This window comes from Modestobacter sp. NPDC049651, from assembly GCF_040659695.1.
In the GTDB taxonomy this organism is placed as follows: Bacteria; Actinomycetota; Actinomycetes; order Mycobacteriales; family Geodermatophilaceae; genus Modestobacter.
In genome coordinates, this window is the sequence record NZ_JBFAOG010000014.1 from 72,907 (window position 1) to 87,757 (window position 14,851).

Here is a 14,851-nt window from a genome sequence, read left to right on the forward strand (position 1 = left end):
CGGCCATGGCGGTGCTGGCTCCGGAGGAGACCCGGGCTCCGGAGCAGGCACCCCGGCGCCGCCCCGCACCCCGCCGCCGGCTGGACCGCACTCCCCCGCTGCCCACCGACCGCCGGCTGGCCTGGCTGCTCACCGGGCTGCTGGGCGTCGCGACGCTGGTCGTGCGGCTGATCGGCATCAGCTACCCGAAGGACCTGGTCTTCGACGAGGCGTACTACCCGCCCGAGGCGCAGGACGTCCTGGTCTGGGGCCACGAGTACAACCGCGGCTACACGTTCATCGTCCACCCGCCGCTGGGCAAGGTCCTGATCGCGGCCGCCGAGTGGGTGTTCGGCGACAACAGCCTCGGCTGGCGGGTACCCAGCGCGATCGCCGGCACGATCGCGGTCGTCGTCCTGGTGCGGCTGGCCCGCCGGCTCACCGGCTCGACCCTGCTCGGCGTGCTCGCCGGGCTGCTGCTCGCGCTGGACGGCTTCTCCTTCACCCTCGCCCGGATCGGCCTGCTCGACGTCTTCCTGCAGGTGTTCGTGGTGTCCGCGGTCGCCTGCCTGGTCGTCGACCGGGACGTCGTGCGCGCGCGGGTGCGCGCCGGCGCGGACCGGGTGACCGCCACCGGCTTCCGGTTGGGCCCGCGCGGCTGGCGGATCGCCGCGGGCGTGCTGTTCGGCTGCGCGTGCGCGGTGAAGTGGAGCGGCGTGTACTTCCTCGCCGTCTTCGCGGTGGTCTCGCTGGTGTGGGACCGGATGGCCTGGCGCGAGGCGGGCGCCGCCCGGCCGACGGCGGCGGCGCTCCGGCGCGGGCTGCCCGGCGCGGCCTGGGCGCTGGCCGCGCTGCCCGTGCTCACCTACGTCGCGAGCTTCACCGGCTGGTTCCGCGGCGAGTCGGCGCAGGACCGGTTCTGGGCCGCCCAGCACCCGGACACCCGCTGGCCGTGGGTCCCCGACGCGCTGCGCTCGCTGTGGCACATGCACGCCAAGTGGCTGGCCTTCCACGACGGGCTGTCCTCGCCGCACCCGTGGGAGTCCAACCCGTGGTCGTGGCTGGTCGACGGCCGGCCGATCCTGCTGTGGAACCCGCAGGGCCTCACCGACTCCGCCGGCGACCAGGTGATCCGCTACATCCTGATGGTCGGGACGCCGACGCTGTGGTTCGCGTTCGTGCCGGCGGTGCTGTGGATGCTGTGGCGGCTGGTGGCCCGCCGGGACCAGGCCGCGCTGGTCGTGCTCGGCGCGTTCGTCGCGGGCTGGGCGACGTGGCTGGTCAACCTCGACCGGACGATGTTCATCTTCTACCTCGCCCCCGCCCTCCCCTTCCTGGTGCTCGGGGTGACGCTGGTGCTGCAGGACGTGCTGGGCCCGCGCACCGCCTCGCCGTTCCGCCGGCAGCTCGGGCTGGGTGCGGTGTGCCTGTACGTCGCGGTCGTCGCGGTCACGTTCGCGTTCTTCTACCCCGTCCTGGTCGGGCACCCGCTGTCCTACGGCGAGTGGGTCCAACGGATGTGGTTTCCCTCCTGGTTCTAGAAGGACCCCCCCACCACTCGCACGCTCGCGGCGGGTCCCTGCAGAGCGGCCGTTCCAGCACCTCACGGGTCGGCTTGCACGAATACATAGTTGAGCAGTACAACGGAGCGCGTGGACGTCGACCGCTCCCTGCTCGCCGGGCGGCTGGACGACGCGGTCACCGCGCTGCGCCGGCTCAGCCTGCGCCGTGACGGCCTGAGCCTCACCGCCCTGGCCACGCTGGCCACGCTGCGCCGGCAGGGCCCGACCCGGCTCACCGACCTGGCCACCGCCGAGGGCGTGACCCAGCCGTCGATGACGACGCTGGTCGCCCGGCTCACCGGCCAGGGGCTCGTGCAGCGGCGGGCCGACCCGACCGACCGCCGGGCGGTGCTCCTGTCGCTCACCGACGCCGGCGCCGAGCTGCTCGACCGGCACCGCGCCGACCGGACGGCCCGGCTGCGCGGCCCGCTGGCCGACCTCAGCGACGACGACGTCCGCCGCATCACCGACGCGCTGCCCGCTCTCACCCGGCTGGCCGGCGTCCTCACCGACAGCACCGGAGGAAGACAGTGAGCGCTCACGGCACGAGCGGCACCAGCATGTTCTCCCAGCCCAAAGCGGTCTTCGCGGTCGCCTTCGCCTGCGTGGTCAGCTTCATGGGCATCGGCCTGGTCGACCCGATCCTCCCGGCCCTGTCCGAGCAGCTGGACGCCACGCCCAGCCAGGTCAGCCTGCTGTTCACCAGCTACCTGGTGGTCACCGCCGTGGCGATGCTCGGGGTGACCGCGGTGTCCAGCCGGATCGGCGCCAAGAAGACGCTGATCGCCGGGCTGGTGGTCATCGTCGTGTTCTCGGCGCTGGCGGGGCTGTCGGGCTCGATCAACGGCATCGTCGGGTTCCGCGCCGGCTGGGGCCTGGGCAACGCGATGTTCATCGCCACCTCGCTGGCGGTCATCGTCGCCTCGGCGTCCGGCGGGTTCGCCGGCGCGATCGTGCTCTACGAGGCGGCGCTCGGCCTGGGCATCGCCGCCGGCCCGCTGATCGGCGGGCTGCTCGGCGAGGTCAGCTGGCGCGGGCCGTTCTTCGGCGTCGCCGTCCTGATGGCGATCGCGCTGCTGGCCACCGTCGTGCTCCTCGACGAGACGCCGAAGCCCGCCCGCCGGGTCGGGCTCGGCGAGCCGCTGCGGGCGCTGGGCCACCGCAGCCTGCTGACCATGAGCATCACCGCGCTGCTCTACAACTGGGGCTTCTTCACGATGCTGGGCTACGCGCCCTACCCGATGGAGCTCTCCGCGATCCAGCTCGGCTTCGTGTTCTTCGGCTGGGGCCTGCTGGTGGCGTTCTTCTCCATCACCGGCGCCCCGCGGCTGCAGGCCCGGTTTGGCACCGCCCCCTCCCTGTACGGGGCGCTGGGCTTCTTCGCCGTCCTGCTGCTGCTCATCGGGCTGTTCACCGGGACCCGCTGGGCGCTGATCGCGTGCGTGGTCGCCTCGGGCATCGTCGTCGGCATCAACAACACGCTGACCACCCAGGCGGTCATGCTGGTCTCGCCGGTCGACCGGCCGGTCGCGTCGTCGGCCTACGGCTTCGTCCGGTTCCTCGGCGGCGGCCTGGCGCCCTACGCGGCCGGCAAGCTCGCCGAGCACTGGGGCATCCACGTGCCGTTCGTGGTGGGCGCGGTCGCCGTCGTGCTCGGCGTCGCGGTGCTCACCTCCGGGCACCGCATGCTGGCGGCCGCCGACGCCCGGATGGGCCACGGCGAGCCGGAGCCGGACGTCTCCGGCGAGGTCGCCGACGAGTTCGGCGGCGCACCGGCGGCCGTCGACCAGGAGGTCGAGCGGGGCCTGCCCCGGCGCTGAGCGCGGCCCGGGTTCGCCCGGCGGGGCCGCCGGCCCTAGCGTCCCCGGGGGGCCGGCGGACGCCGGCCCAGGGAGGACGACGATGACCGAGCCGCGACCCCACCGGGTGACCACCGCCCTGGACGGCGACGTGTGGCGGGTGACCCTCGACCACCCCGAGACGGGCAACGCGCTGGACCTGCCGATGGCCGACCAGCTGGCCACCGCGCTGGCCGACCGGCCGGACGAGGCCCGGGCGGTGCTGCTGCTGGCCACCGGTGAGCACTTCTGCGCCGGCACCGACGTGCGCTCCTACGCGGCCGCCGAGGACCTGCCGGCGCTGCTGGCCGCGCTGGCCGACCGCTGGCACGAGGTGATCCGGGGCGCGCTGTACACCCCGGTGCCGGTGGTGGCCGGGGTGCACGGCACCGTCGCCGGCGCCGGCGTCGGCCTGCTGGGCGCCTGCGACGTCGTGGTCTGCGCCCGCTCGACCAAGCTGCGCCCCGGCTACGCCGGGCTGGGCCTGAGCCCGGACGGCGGCACGTCGTGGGCGCTCACCCGCGCGCTGGGCGCCCCCCGGGCGCTGGAGCTGCTGCTCACCGACGGCACGCTGAGCGCCGCGGACGCGCACCACTTCGGCCTGGTCGGCCGGCTGGTCGACGACGACCGCGCAGCGCAGGCCGCCGTCGACCTGGCCGCCGAGGTCGCGGCCGGGCCGGTGCGGGCGATGGTGCGCACCCGCGCGCTGGTGCGCCGCGCGGCGACCCGGATGCTCGACGAGCAGCTGGACGAGGAGGCCCGGCTGATCGCCGAGTCGGCGACCGACCCGGAGGGCCGGGAGGGCATCGGCGCCGCCGACGCCGGCCGGCGTCCGGACTTCCGGTCCACCCGGTCGTGAGCGGCCTGCCGGCGTTCCCGGCCGGGTTCACCTGGGGCACGGCGACCGCCGCGTTCCAGATCGAGGGCGCGGCCGGCGAGGACGGCCGCGGCCGGTCGATCTGGGACACCTTCTGCGCCGAGCCCGGGCGGGTGAAGGCCGGCGACACCGGCGACGTCGCCTGCGACCACTACCACCGGTACCGCGAGGACGTCGCCCTGCTGGCCGAGCTCGGCGTCGACTCCTACCGCTTCTCCGTGGCGTGGCCGCGGGTGCAGCCCGACGGCCGGGGGCCGGTGAACACCGCCGGCCTGGACTTCTACGCCCGGCTGGTCGACGAGCTGCTCGGCGCGGGGATCGCGCCCTGCCTGACGCTCTACCACTGGGACCTGCCGCAGGCGCTGGAAGACGACGGCGGCTGGCGCTCCCGTGACACCGCCGCGCGGTTCGCCGACTACGCGCAGGTGGTGCACGCCTCGCTGGGCGACCGGGTGCCGCTGTGGACCACGCTCAACGAGCCGTTCTGCTCCGCGATCGTGGGCCACGCGCAGGGCCGGCACGCCCCGGGCATGCGCACCGGCGAGCCCGCGCTGGCTGCCGTCCACCACCTGCTGCTCGGCCACGGGCTGGCCGTGCAGGCGATGCGCGCCCAGCGGCACGGCGACGAGCAGTTCGGCATCACGCTGAACCTCAACGCGGTCAGCCCGCGCACCGGCTCGGCGGAGGACCGGGCCGCGGCGTGCCGGGTGGAGGTCCTGCAGAACCGGTCGTTCACCGACCCGCTGCTGGCCGGCCGCTACCCGGCGGCCGAGGCCGAGGTGTGGGGCGACCTGACCGGCTTCGGCTTCCGGGAGGACGACGACCTGGCGGTCATCGCCCAGCCGCTGGACTTCCTGGGCGTGAACACCTACTTCCCGCAGTACGTGCGGGCCGCGCCGTACACCGAGCCCGACCCGGCCCGGCGCACCGCGAGCGACGTGGCCGCCGTCGACGACCCGCCGCCGCACCTGCCCCGCTCGGCGATGGGCTGGCCGGTCGAGCCGGCCACCATGGGCCGGCTGATGCGCTGGCTGCGGGACACCTACCCCGGGCTGCCGCCGGTCCACGTCACCGAGAACGGCACCAGCTTCCCGGACGTCGTCCGGCACGACGGCTCGGTGCCCGACCCGGACCGGATCGCCTACCTCGACGGGCACCTGCGGGAGCTGGCCGGCGCGATCGCCGACGGCGTGGACGTCCGCGGCTACTACGTGTGGTCGCTGCTGGACAACTTCGAGTGGGCGCACGGGTACAGCCAGCGCTTCGGCCTGGTGCACGTCGACTACCCGACCCAGCGCCGCACGCCCAAGGCCAGCTTCGGCTGGTACCGGGACGTCATCGCGGCCAGCCGCTGAGACGAGTCAGGCCGGGCCCTGGTGGGCCCGGCCTGACTGCGTCACGGGTGGAGCTGAGGGGATTCGAACCCCTGACCCCCTCGATGCGAACGAGGTGCGCTACCGGACTGCGCTACAGCCCCGTGGAACGTGGACGAGCTTACCGCCCGGTCCCGCCGGTGCCGCAGGGGGGTGCGGCACCGGCGGGTCGGATCAGCCGTTCGCGACCCGACGGGGCTGGTAGACGTCGATCTCGGCGAAACCGATGTCGTCGTCGTCCAGACCCACGACCGCGCTGTTCTGCCAGCCCGCCGGGGTCGGCGTGCGGGCGGCGACCACCCGGCCGGGGCGCAGCGGGCGGACGTCGGCCAGCGGCACGCTCGGGTGCGCGCTCGACGCCGCCGACGCCCCCAGCTGCTCCGGCACGCGGGCGGCCACCGTCGCCTCGGTGCGGGCGTCGGTGCGGACCCCCGTGCGCGGCGCGGGCCGCTCGGCCGGCCGCTCGGCGGACGCGCGCACCGGTGCGCGCAGCGCGTCGCGGACCTGCCGGCGGGCGGCGGCACGGCGCTCGCGCTTGGCCGCGGCGCTGGTGGTCACGAGGTAGCCGACGACCGCGAGGTCGAGGGCCACCTGCGGCACCCACAGCACCGAGCGCCAGGCGACGGCACCCACGAGGGCGACCAGGGCGAGCGTGACCAGCCCGGCCAGCACCCGCCGGCGCAGGGCGTGCACGTCGCGCTTGAGCTCGCCGCTGGTGCGCAGGGCGGCCCGGTCGATGGCCACCCGCTCGGTCTCGGCGTGCACCACCGGGTCGACCGGCCGGCGGCGCTTGAGGGTGCGGCCGGACCCGGCCGCCGCCTCGGGACGACCGTCGGCGCGGGCGTCGCCCCGGGTGACCACCATCGGCACCAGGACCACGAACCACAGCACGACGAGAGCGGCGAGCAGAACGCCAGACCCCATCCGAACACCCCATCCCTGGTACCGCGCGCCATCCCTGTCCCTGGGACAACACGAGTCACACGAGTCACTCGCGGATCAACTTAGGGAGGTGTCCTGCCGATGACCCGGATGTCCTCCGGTGTGTCGCGAGGCGATTGGACGCGACTCCGGCGTGTCGTCCTGCGTGGACGGGCGCCGCGGCGGTACGCCAGCGCTCGGTGACGCGCTGTGAGCAACGTCGGGGGCGGCTCAGCGCGGGGCGCGGGCCTGCCAGCGGGCGAGCAGGCCACCGGGGACGTCGGTCGACAGCAGGGCGTAACCGAGGTGGTCCCGCCAGGCGCCGTCGATGTCCAGGTAGCCGCGGAACAGCCCCTCCTGGCGGAAGCCCAGCCGCTCCACCAGCCGTCGGCTCGGGCGGTTCTCCGGCCGGATGTCGGCCTGCACGCGGTGCAGCCCCACCGGCCCGAACGCGTGGTCGCACACCAGCGCCACGGCCAGCGACCCGATCCCCCGGCCGGCGACCGCGGAGTCGATCCAGTAGCCGAGGTGCCCGGAGCGCAGCGCGCCGCGGACGACGTTGTCCAGCGTCACCTGGCCGGCCAGCCGCCCGTCGACCCGGACGGCGAACGGCAGCGACGTCCCCGTCCGCGCCCGGCGGCCGGCGGCGCGGCGCATCGCCCGGTACGCCGCCGGGGTGTGCCGCTGCGCCCACGGCACCGGGGCGGAGGGCTCCCAGGGGCTCAGCCACGCCTCGTTGCCCCGCCGGACCCGGGCCCACTCGGCGGCGTCCCCCCGGCGCAGCGGGTGCAGCTCGACCGGGCCCCAGCCCAGCCGGACCGGCCACCCGGGGTGGACCGACGGGTCCAGCTCAGCCGCCCAGCAGCATCGGCATGACGGTCACCAGACCGCCCGCCGAGACCTCGGTGACGTCCTCGTCGACCACGATCAGGCAGTTCGCCTTGGCCATCCGGGCGAGCATCGCCTGGTCGCCGTCGCCGATCGGCTCGACGACGTACCCGCCGTCGGGGTGCCGCATGACCTGGCCGTGCAGGTACTGCCGGTAGCCCAGCGGCGAGAGCAGCCGCTGCGCGGAGACCGCCTGCACGGTGCGGCGGAACAGCTGCTTCTTGCCCAGCATCAGCCGGATCACCGGGCGGACGAACACCTCGAAGGCCACCAGCGCGGCCACCGGCTCACCGGGGATGCAGATGACCGGCACCTGCTCGGGGCCCAGCAGGCCGAACGCGTGCAGCGGCCCGGGGTGCATGGCCACCTGGGTGAACGACATGTCACCGAGCTCCGCCAGCGCCTGCTGCAGGAGGTCGTCGCCGCCGCTGGCGAACGTGCCGGCGATGAGGACGACGTCGCTGCGCAGCAGCTGGCTCTCCAGCAGCTCGACCATCCGCCGCTCCTCGTTGGGCAGGATGCCCGAGCGGTAGGCCTCGGCGCCGGCGTCGCGGGCCGCGGCGGCCAGCGCGTAGCTGTTGATGTCGACCACCTGGCCGGGGCCGGGCACGGTGCCGGCGTCGACCAGCTCGGCGCCGGCGCTCAGCACCGACACCCGCGGGCGCGGCCGGACGGCGACGCGCTGGCGGCCGACCGCGGCCAGCAGGCTGATCTGGGCCGGGCCGATCGGGGTGCCCACCTGCACCGCGGTGTCGCCGGGCGCCACGTCGTCGCCGGTGCGGCGCACGTAGCTGCCGGGCGCGAGCGAGGCGTAGACCTGCACGGACGCCAGCCCCTGGTCGGTCCACGCCGCCGGGACGACGACGTCGGTGCCGGCCGGCAGCATCGCGCCGACGGCGACCTTGCGGGCCAGGCCCGGGCCGATCGACGTCGGCTCGCCGCGGCCGGCCGGGGTGTCGCCGACGACGGCCAGCACGACCGGCTGCTCGACGGTGGCGCCGGCGATGTCCTCGGCCCGCACCGCGTAGCCGTCCAGCCCGGCCTGGTCGAACGCCGGCAGCGCGCGGTCGCTGGTCACCAGCTCCGCGCACAGCAGGCCCTGCGCGTCCAGCACCGCGATCTCGATCGGCGCGGGCTGGTGCACGTGCCCGAGCACCTCGTCGAGGTGGTTCTCCACGGTGCGCATCCGGATGACCGAGACGTCGACCGAGCCGCTGTCGCCGCTGGGGTCCGGCGTCCGGTCACCGGTGGAGATCGCCGGCGCGGCGACCCGCTCCGCGGCGAACAGCGACCGGTCGACCGACACCGTGTCGGTCGAGGGCGCCGCCGTCGCCACCGGGCTGGTCGCCGGGCCCGCCGTCCGCGCGGCCGCCCCGGCCAGCGCCGGCTCGGGGGTGCGCGCCGCGGGCACCAGCGGTCCGCCGGGGAGGTCGATCTGGGTCGTCTCCCGGTTCCGGGTGAACCACCCGCCTGCGTTGTCCGCGCTCATCCCCACCACCGTCGTCGTGCCGCTGTGCCGGCCCGCCCGCGGGCCCCGGCCCCCGCCGGCAGAGGCGGACCGGGGGCCGGAGCCGCAGCGAAGCAGGCTCTCGACCCCCGATGGTGCCCTCTCGGACCCGCCGTCAGGCCCCCGACGCGCCCTCGGCGGGCAGGTCGGTGACGAAACTCCGCAGCCACGGGGTGAAGGCCGGGCCCAGGTCGTCGCGCTCCACGGCCAGCCGGACGACCGCCTTGAGGTAGTCCAGCTTGTCGCCGGTGTCGTACCGGCGGCCGGAGAAGACGACACCGTGCACCGGCACGCCGTCGTCGACCAGCTTCAGCAGCGCGTCGGTGAGCTGGAGCTCGCCGCCGCGGCCGGGCGGGGTCACCTTGATCGCGGCGAACACCTCCGCCGGCAGCACGTAGCGGCCGATGATCGCCAGCGAGCTCGGCGCCTCGTCGGCCGGCGGCTTCTCGACCAGGCCGGTGATGCGCACGACGTCGCCGTCGGGGTCTTCGACCGCGACCGCGCCGTACTTGTCGATGTTCTCCATGCCGACGTCCAGCAGCGCGATGACCGCGCCGCCGTGCTCGGCCTGCACCTCGAGCATCTGCTCGAGCAGGTGGTCGCGGGCGTCGATGAGGTCGTCGCCGAGCAGCACGGCGAACGCCTCGTCGCCGACGAACGCCTCCGCCTGCAGCACCGCGTGGCCCAGGCCCTTGGCCTCGCCCTGGCGGACGAAGAAGACCTGCGCGACGTCGGTGGACTCGGCGACCGCGTCCAGCCGGGCCTGGTCGCCCTTCTTCTCCAGCGCCGCCTCGAGCTCCGGCGTCCGGTCGAAGAAGTCCTCGATGGCGCCCTTGTTGCGGCCGGTGACCATCAGCACCTCGGCGAGGCCGGCGCGGGCGGCCTCCTCGACGATGTACTGCAGGGCCGGCCGGTCCACGACGGGCAGCAGCTCCTTGGGCACCGCCTTGGTGGCGGGCAGGAACCGGGTGCCCAGCCCCGCGACCGGGATGACGGCCTTCGTCGTCCGAGGTGCAGCGGCGTCCGGACGTCCGGGGTCAGGGCTCGACATGCCGCGCAGCCTAACTAGCCTGCGGGCGTGGCTGACTCCCCCGACGTGGTGAACGGCAAGGCGATGCTGCGCACATCGCTGCTGGCCGGCCGGTCCGCGCGCTCCGCGGCCGACCGCGCCGCGGCGGCCGACGCGCTGTGCGCGGCGCTGCTCGCGCAACTGGTGGGCGTCCCGGTGGTCGCGGCCACCGTGCCGCTGGAGGACGAGCCCGGTGCCGGCCGGCTGCCCGCCGCGCTGCGGCCCACGGTCGGCCGGGTGCTGCTGCCGGTCGTCCCGGAGACGGGGCGCGAGCTGCTCTGGGCAGAGGACGACGGCACGCTGGCCACCGGTCGGTTCGGGCTGCTCGAGCCCACCGGCCCACGGCAGCCCCCGACCACGCTCGCCGACGCCGACGTGATCCTGGTGCCGGCGCTCGCCGTGGCCCGGGACGGCACCCGGCTGGGGCGCGGCGGCGGCTACTACGACCGGGCGCTGCCGCACGCCCGCCCGGACGCCGTCCTGGTGGCCCTGGTCTACGACGACGAGCTCATCGACGTGCTGCCCGCCGGGGAGCACGACCGGCCGGTGTCCGCGGTGGTCACCCCCGGCGGCGGCTGGCGGGACCTGCGTCCCCCCAGGTGAGCCGGGTCCCCCGCCAGTAGGGTCGGCCGGGCCACCCCCGACGCCGTGGGAGCCGTCCGTGTCACCTGAGGTCATCTCGATCCTCGCGCTGGTGGCGATCTTCGCGATCGCCACGGCGCTGCCGATCAACATGGGCGCGCTCGCGTTCGTCGCCGCGTTCCTGGTGGGCACGCTGTCGGTGGGCCTGTCGACCGACGACATCATCGCCGGCTTCCCCGGCGAGCTGGTGCTGACGCTGATCGGCGTCACCTACCTGTTCGCGATCGCGCAGAACAACGGCACCGTCGACCTGCTGGTGCGCGGCGCGGTGAGGCTGGTCGCCGGCCGGGTGGCGTTCATCCCGTGGGTGATGTTCGCCGTCACCGCGGTGCTGACCGCGATCGGCGCCCTCTCCCCCGCCGCCGTCGCGATCGTCGCGCCGATCGCGCTGGGGTTCGCCGCCCGGCACCGGATCAACCCGCTGCTGATGGGGATGATGGTCGTGCACGGGGCGCAGGGCGGCGGGTTCTCCCCGATCAGCGTCTACGGCGTCACGGTCAACGAGATCGTCGAGGAGAACGACCTCACCAGCAGCCCGGTCACCGTCTTCCTGGCCAGCCTGTTCTTCAACCTCGCCATCGCCGCGGTGCTGTTCGTGCTGTTCGGCGGGCGGCAGCTGATCGGCCGGCGCATCGGCGACGACCTGGACGCCGAGGAGCGCGAGCTGGCCGCGGCCGGCGGCCACCCGGCGCCGCTGCGCGACCACGGCACCGACGTCGGTGGCAGCACGAGCACGACCGCCACCCGCCCCCGGGTCGACACCGAGCAGGTGCTCACCCTCGTCGGCCTGGTCACGCTCGCCGTGCTGGCGCTGGCGTTCGACCTGGACATCGGCTTCGTCTCGATCACCGTGGCCACCGTGCTGGCGCTGTTCTCCGCCGCCCGGCACAAGGGCGCGGTCATGCAGATCAGCTGGTCGACCGTGCTCCTCATCGCCGGCGTGCTGACCTTCGTGTTCGTGCTGCAGGAGGCCGGCACCATCGAGTACGTCGGCCGCGGTGTCACCGCGCTGGGCAGCCCGCTGCTGGTGGCGCTGCTGCTGGCCTACATCGGCGCCGTGGTCTCGGCGTTCGCGTCGTCGACGGCGATCATCGGCGTGGCCATCTCGCTGGCCGTGCCGTTCCTGTCCGCCGGGGAGATCGGCGCGGTCGGGGTGGTCGCCGCGCTGTCGGTGGCCTCGACCATCGTCGACGTCAGCCCGTTCTCCACCAACGGGGCGCTGGTGCTCGCCAACACCCAGGACGTCGACCGGGACCGCTTCTACAAGCAGATGCTCGGCTACTCCGGCGCGGTCGTGGTCGCCGGCCCGCTGATCGCCTGGCTGGTGTTCGTGGTGCCCGGCTGGCTGTGAGCCGCCCGCTCGTGACCCAGGCCTGCCGCTCGATGGCAGACGCCCCCTCCCCGGCCCCGCGCCGGTGAGAGGGTGACCCGACCCCCGATGGAAGGAACCCCCGCTGCCGTGAGTGGCCCCCTGGACGGCGTGCTCGTCGTCGACCTGACCCGCGCCCTGGCCGGCCCGCACGCCGGGATGATGCTCGGCGACCTCGGCGCCCGCGTGATCAAGGTGGAGAACCCCGGCAGCGGCGACGACAGCCGCGGGTGGGGGCCGCCGTTCGTCACCCCCGAGGGGGCCGAGCGGGAGTCGACGTACTTCTTCTCCGCGAACCGGAACAAGGAGTCGATCACCCTCGACCTCAAGGACGACGGCGACAAGGCGGTGCTGCGGCAGCTGCTCACCCGCGCCGACGTGCTGCTGGAGAACTTCCGCCCCGGCACGCTGGCCCGGCTGGGCTTCGGCACCGACGTGCTGGCCGAGCTCAACCCGCGGCTGGTCCAGCTGTCGATCTCCGGGTTCGGGCACGACGGGCCGGAGGGGCAGCGCGCCGGCTACGACCAGATCGCCCAGGGCGAGGCCGGGCTGATGTCGCTGACCGGGTCGGGCCCGGACGACCCGCAGAAGGTCGGCGTCCCGATCGGTGACCTGCTGGCCGGCATGTACGGCGCGTACGGGGTGCTCGCCGCGCTGTTCGAGCGGGAGCGCACCGGCCGCGGCCAGGTGGTCCGCACGTCGCTGCTCGCCTCGGTCGTCGGCGTGCACGCCTTCCAGGGGACGGCGCACACCGTGGCCGGCCGGGTGCCCCGCGCCCAGGGCAACCACCACCCCTCGATCGCCCCCTACGGCCTGTTCCACTGCGCCGGCGGGTTCGTCCAGCTCTCCTGCGGCAGCGAGGGCCTGTGGCGGCGGCTGTGCGCCGAGTTCGGCCTGGACCCGGAGGCGCCCGGCTTCGCCACCAACGGCGAGCGGGTCGAGCACCGTGCCGAGCTGATCGAGCTGCTGGAGCGCACCTTCGCCGACATCCCGGCCGCCGACCTGCTCGCCCGGCTCGACGCCGCGGGCGTGCCGGCGGGCAAGGTCCGCACCCTCGACGAGGTGTACGCCTGGGACCAGGTGCGGTCGCAGGGTCTGGCGATCACCGTCGAGCACCCGACCGCCGGCCCGCTGACGCTGCCCGGCCCGCCGCTGCGGTTCTTCGCGCCCGGCCCGGAGGGCGAGACGGAGACCACCCGCCGCGAGCACACCCCGCCGCCGGTGCTCGGTGCCGACGGCGAGGCGATCCGCGCGTGGCTGGCCGACGGCGCGTGACCGAGCGGCTGGACGCCCGGGGGCTGCGCGACCTCGTCCTCGACCCCGGCTCCTGGCAGTCCTGGGACACCCCCGTGCCGCCGCGCGCGGTCGACGACGACTACGCCCGGGAGCTGGCCCGGGCGACGGAGCGGACCCAGCAGGACGAGGCCCTCGTCACGGGCGAGGGCACGCTGCAGGGGCGGCGGGTGGCCGTCGTCGCCGGGGAGTTCGGCTTCCTGGCCGGCTCGATCGGGGTGGCCGCAGCCGAGCGGCTGATGACCGCCGTGGAGCGGGCCACCGCCGAGGGGCTGCCCCTGCTGGCCTCCCCGGTGTCCGGCGGCACCCGGATGCAGGAGGGCACCGTCGCGTTCCTCCAGATGGTCGGCATCACCCACGCGATCGCCCGGCACAAGGAGGCCGGGCTGCCGTACCTGGTCTACCTGCGCGGCCCGACGTTCGGCGGGGTGCTCGCCTCCTGGGGCTCGCTCGGCCACGTGACGATCGCCGAGCCCGGCGCGGCCATCGGCTTCCTGGGGCCGCGGGTCTACCAGGCGCTGTACGGGGAGCCGTTCCCCGAGGGCGTGCAGACCTCGGAGAACCTGGCCGCGCGCGGGCTGATCGACGCGGTCGTGCCACCGCGGCAGATCGCCGACGTCGCCGACCGGGCGCTCCGGGTGCTCGCCGCCCGCCGCACCTGGCACCGGCACGCCCCGGTCGAGGGACCGGTGCCCGGCGACGGCACCGACGCCGACGACCCCGAGGACGGGCGCACCGCCTGGCAGGTGGTCACCGCCTCGCGGCGCACCGACCGCCCCGGCGTCCGGCGGCTGCTGCGCACCGCGGCGACCGACGTGGTCACGCTGAACGGCACCGGCGCCGGCGAGTCCGACCCCGGGCTGCTGCTGGCGCTGGCGCGCTTCGGCGGGGCGCCGTGCGTGGTGCTCGGCCAGGACCGGCGCGGCCAGTCGCTGTCGGCGCCGCTGGGGCCGGCCGCGCTGCGCGAGGCCCGGCGCGGCATGCGGCTGGCCGCGGAGCTCCGGCTGCCGCTGGTCACGCTGATCGACACCCCGGGGGCTGCCCTGTCGGCGGCCGCCGAGGAGGGCGGCCTGGCCGGGGAGATCGCCCGCTGCCTGTCCGACCTGGTCACCCTGCCGGCGCCCACGCTGGCCGTCCTGCTCGGCCAGGGCACCGGCGGCGGGGCGCTGGCCCTCGTGCCGGCCGACCGGGTGCTGGCCGCGGCGAACGGCTGGCTCGGCCCGCTGCCGCCGGAGGGTGCCTCGGCGATCGTGCACCGCGATCTCGACCACGCCGACGTCATGGCGCAGCAGCAGGGCGTGCGGGCCACCGACCTCTGGCGTGCCGGCATCGTCGACCGGGTGGTGCCCGAGCGGCCGGACGCCGCCGACGAGCCGGACGCGTTCTGCCGGCGGCTGGGCCGGGTGCTGGCCGAGGAGCTCGCCGGCCTGCTCAGCCGGGACGACGGCGAGCGGCGGCAGACCCGCGCCCGCCGCTGGCGCCACCTCGGCCGCAGCTGACGCCGTCCCCAGCGGTGATCAGGTGACCTGATCA

At 75.4% G+C, this 14,851-nt stretch carries 13 protein-coding genes and 1 tRNA gene; 9 read left to right on the forward strand and 5 right to left on the reverse strand.

Features of this window, described 5'->3' with window-relative positions; all coding sequences use genetic code 11:
* Nucleotides 1-5 precede the first annotated feature (5 nt).
* From AB0J00_RS17405 to AB0J00_RS17425, 5 genes are all read left to right on the forward strand, one after another.
* Nucleotides 6-1,520 (forward strand): phospholipid carrier-dependent glycosyltransferase, encoded by a 1,515-nt coding sequence (locus AB0J00_RS17405; RefSeq protein WP_357746985.1) that lies wholly within the window; start codon nucleotides 6-8, stop codon nucleotides 1,518-1,520.
* A gap of 111 nt (nucleotides 1,521-1,631) precedes the next feature.
* The gene (locus AB0J00_RS17410; RefSeq protein ID WP_357746988.1) at nucleotides 1,632-2,075 is read left to right on the forward strand and encodes a MarR family transcriptional regulator; all 444 of its coding nucleotides are present in this window, start codon (nucleotides 1,632-1,634) and stop codon (nucleotides 2,073-2,075) included.
* Nucleotides 2,076-2,101: 26 nt separating this feature from the next.
* Complete coding sequence (locus AB0J00_RS17415) at nucleotides 2,102-3,361, forward strand: MFS transporter (RefSeq protein WP_357746992.1); 1,260 nt, start codon at nucleotides 2,102-2,104, stop codon at nucleotides 3,359-3,361.
* Between the two features lie 82 nt (nucleotides 3,362-3,443).
* Nucleotides 3,444-4,238, forward strand: a complete 795-nt coding sequence (locus AB0J00_RS17420; protein ID WP_357746995.1) for an enoyl-CoA hydratase-related protein — start codon at nucleotides 3,444-3,446, stop codon at nucleotides 4,236-4,238.
* Nucleotides 4,235-5,611 (forward strand): GH1 family beta-glucosidase, encoded by a 1,377-nt coding sequence (locus tag AB0J00_RS17425; protein WP_357746997.1) that lies wholly within the window; start codon nucleotides 4,235-4,237, stop codon nucleotides 5,609-5,611. Before AB0J00_RS17420 ends, AB0J00_RS17425 begins: the two co-directional genes overlap by 4 nt.
* A gap of 48 nt (nucleotides 5,612-5,659) precedes the next feature.
* On the opposite strand, the gene AB0J00_RS17430 is transcribed toward AB0J00_RS17425, so the two are convergent.
* The 5 genes from AB0J00_RS17430 to AB0J00_RS17450 all read right to left on the reverse strand — a co-directional run bounded on the left by AB0J00_RS17430 (nucleotide 5,660) and on the right by AB0J00_RS17450 (nucleotide 9,996).
* Nucleotides 5,660-5,733: transfer RNA gene (locus AB0J00_RS17430), tRNA-Ala, on the reverse strand.
* 70 nt (nucleotides 5,734-5,803) lie between these two features.
* Entirely contained in the window at nucleotides 5,804-6,553 is a 750-nt protein-coding gene (locus AB0J00_RS17435; RefSeq protein WP_357747000.1) for a hypothetical protein, read from the reverse strand.
* A 228-nt stretch (nucleotides 6,554-6,781) separates the two neighbouring features.
* Nucleotides 6,782-7,399 carry a GNAT family protein gene (locus tag AB0J00_RS17440; protein WP_357747087.1) on the reverse strand — a complete coding sequence of 206 codons (618 nt, stop codon included), beginning with the start codon at nucleotides 7,397-7,399 and terminating at the stop codon, nucleotides 6,782-6,784.
* Nucleotide 7,400: 1 nt separating this feature from the next.
* Nucleotides 7,401-8,927: a gephyrin-like molybdotransferase Glp gene (gene glp / locus AB0J00_RS17445; RefSeq protein WP_357747002.1), complete on the reverse strand. Its 1,527-nt coding sequence runs from the start codon at nucleotides 8,925-8,927 to the stop codon at nucleotides 7,401-7,403.
* Nucleotides 8,928-9,060: 133 nt separating this feature from the next.
* Complete coding sequence (locus tag AB0J00_RS17450; protein ID WP_357747005.1) at nucleotides 9,061-9,996, reverse strand: UTP--glucose-1-phosphate uridylyltransferase; 936 nt, start codon at nucleotides 9,994-9,996, stop codon at nucleotides 9,061-9,063.
* A 27-nt stretch (nucleotides 9,997-10,023) separates the two neighbouring features.
* Here AB0J00_RS17450 and AB0J00_RS17455 point away from each other — a divergent pair, with 27 nt between their 5' ends.
* The 4 genes from AB0J00_RS17455 (at nucleotide 10,024) to AB0J00_RS17470 (ending at nucleotide 14,817) form a co-directional block, all read left to right on the forward strand.
* Nucleotides 10,024-10,617 (forward strand): 5-formyltetrahydrofolate cyclo-ligase, encoded by a 594-nt coding sequence (locus AB0J00_RS17455; protein WP_357747007.1) that lies wholly within the window; start codon nucleotides 10,024-10,026, stop codon nucleotides 10,615-10,617.
* A 58-nt stretch (nucleotides 10,618-10,675) separates the two neighbouring features.
* Nucleotides 10,676-12,007, forward strand: a complete 1,332-nt coding sequence (locus AB0J00_RS17460) for an SLC13 family permease (protein WP_357747010.1) — start codon at nucleotides 10,676-10,678, stop codon at nucleotides 12,005-12,007.
* Between the two features lie 108 nt (nucleotides 12,008-12,115).
* Complete coding sequence (locus AB0J00_RS17465; protein ID WP_357747013.1) at nucleotides 12,116-13,300, forward strand: CoA transferase; 1,185 nt, start codon at nucleotides 12,116-12,118, stop codon at nucleotides 13,298-13,300.
* Entirely contained in the window at nucleotides 13,297-14,817 is a 1,521-nt protein-coding gene (locus AB0J00_RS17470; RefSeq protein WP_357747016.1) for a carboxyl transferase domain-containing protein, read from the forward strand. The genes AB0J00_RS17465 and AB0J00_RS17470 overlap by 4 nt, the downstream gene beginning before the upstream one ends.
* The last annotated feature ends 34 nt before the right edge of the window (nucleotides 14,818-14,851 follow it).

What these genes read in the sequence shown, in the direction of transcription:
- AB0J00_RS17405 (WP_357746985.1), top strand. Translation starts at nt 6, where the DNA reads ATGGCGGTGCTGGCTCCGGAGGAGACCCGGGCTCCGGAGCAGGCACCC.
- AB0J00_RS17415 (WP_357746992.1), top strand. Translation starts at nt 2,102, where the DNA reads ATGTTCTCCCAGCCCAAAGCGGTCTTCGCGGTCGCCTTCGCCTGCGTG.
- AB0J00_RS17420 (WP_357746995.1), top strand. Translation starts at nt 3,444, where the DNA reads ATGACCGAGCCGCGACCCCACCGGGTGACCACCGCCCTGGACGGCGAC.
- AB0J00_RS17435 (WP_357747000.1), bottom strand. Translation starts at nt 6,553, where the DNA reads ATGGGGTCTGGCGTTCTGCTCGCCGCTCTCGTCGTGCTGTGGTTCGTG.
- glp (WP_357747002.1), bottom strand. Translation starts at nt 8,927, where the DNA reads ATGAGCGCGGACAACGCAGGCGGGTGGTTCACCCGGAACCGGGAGACG.
- AB0J00_RS17450 (WP_357747005.1), bottom strand. Translation starts at nt 9,996, where the DNA reads ATGTCGAGCCCTGACCCCGGACGTCCGGACGCCGCTGCACCTCGGACG.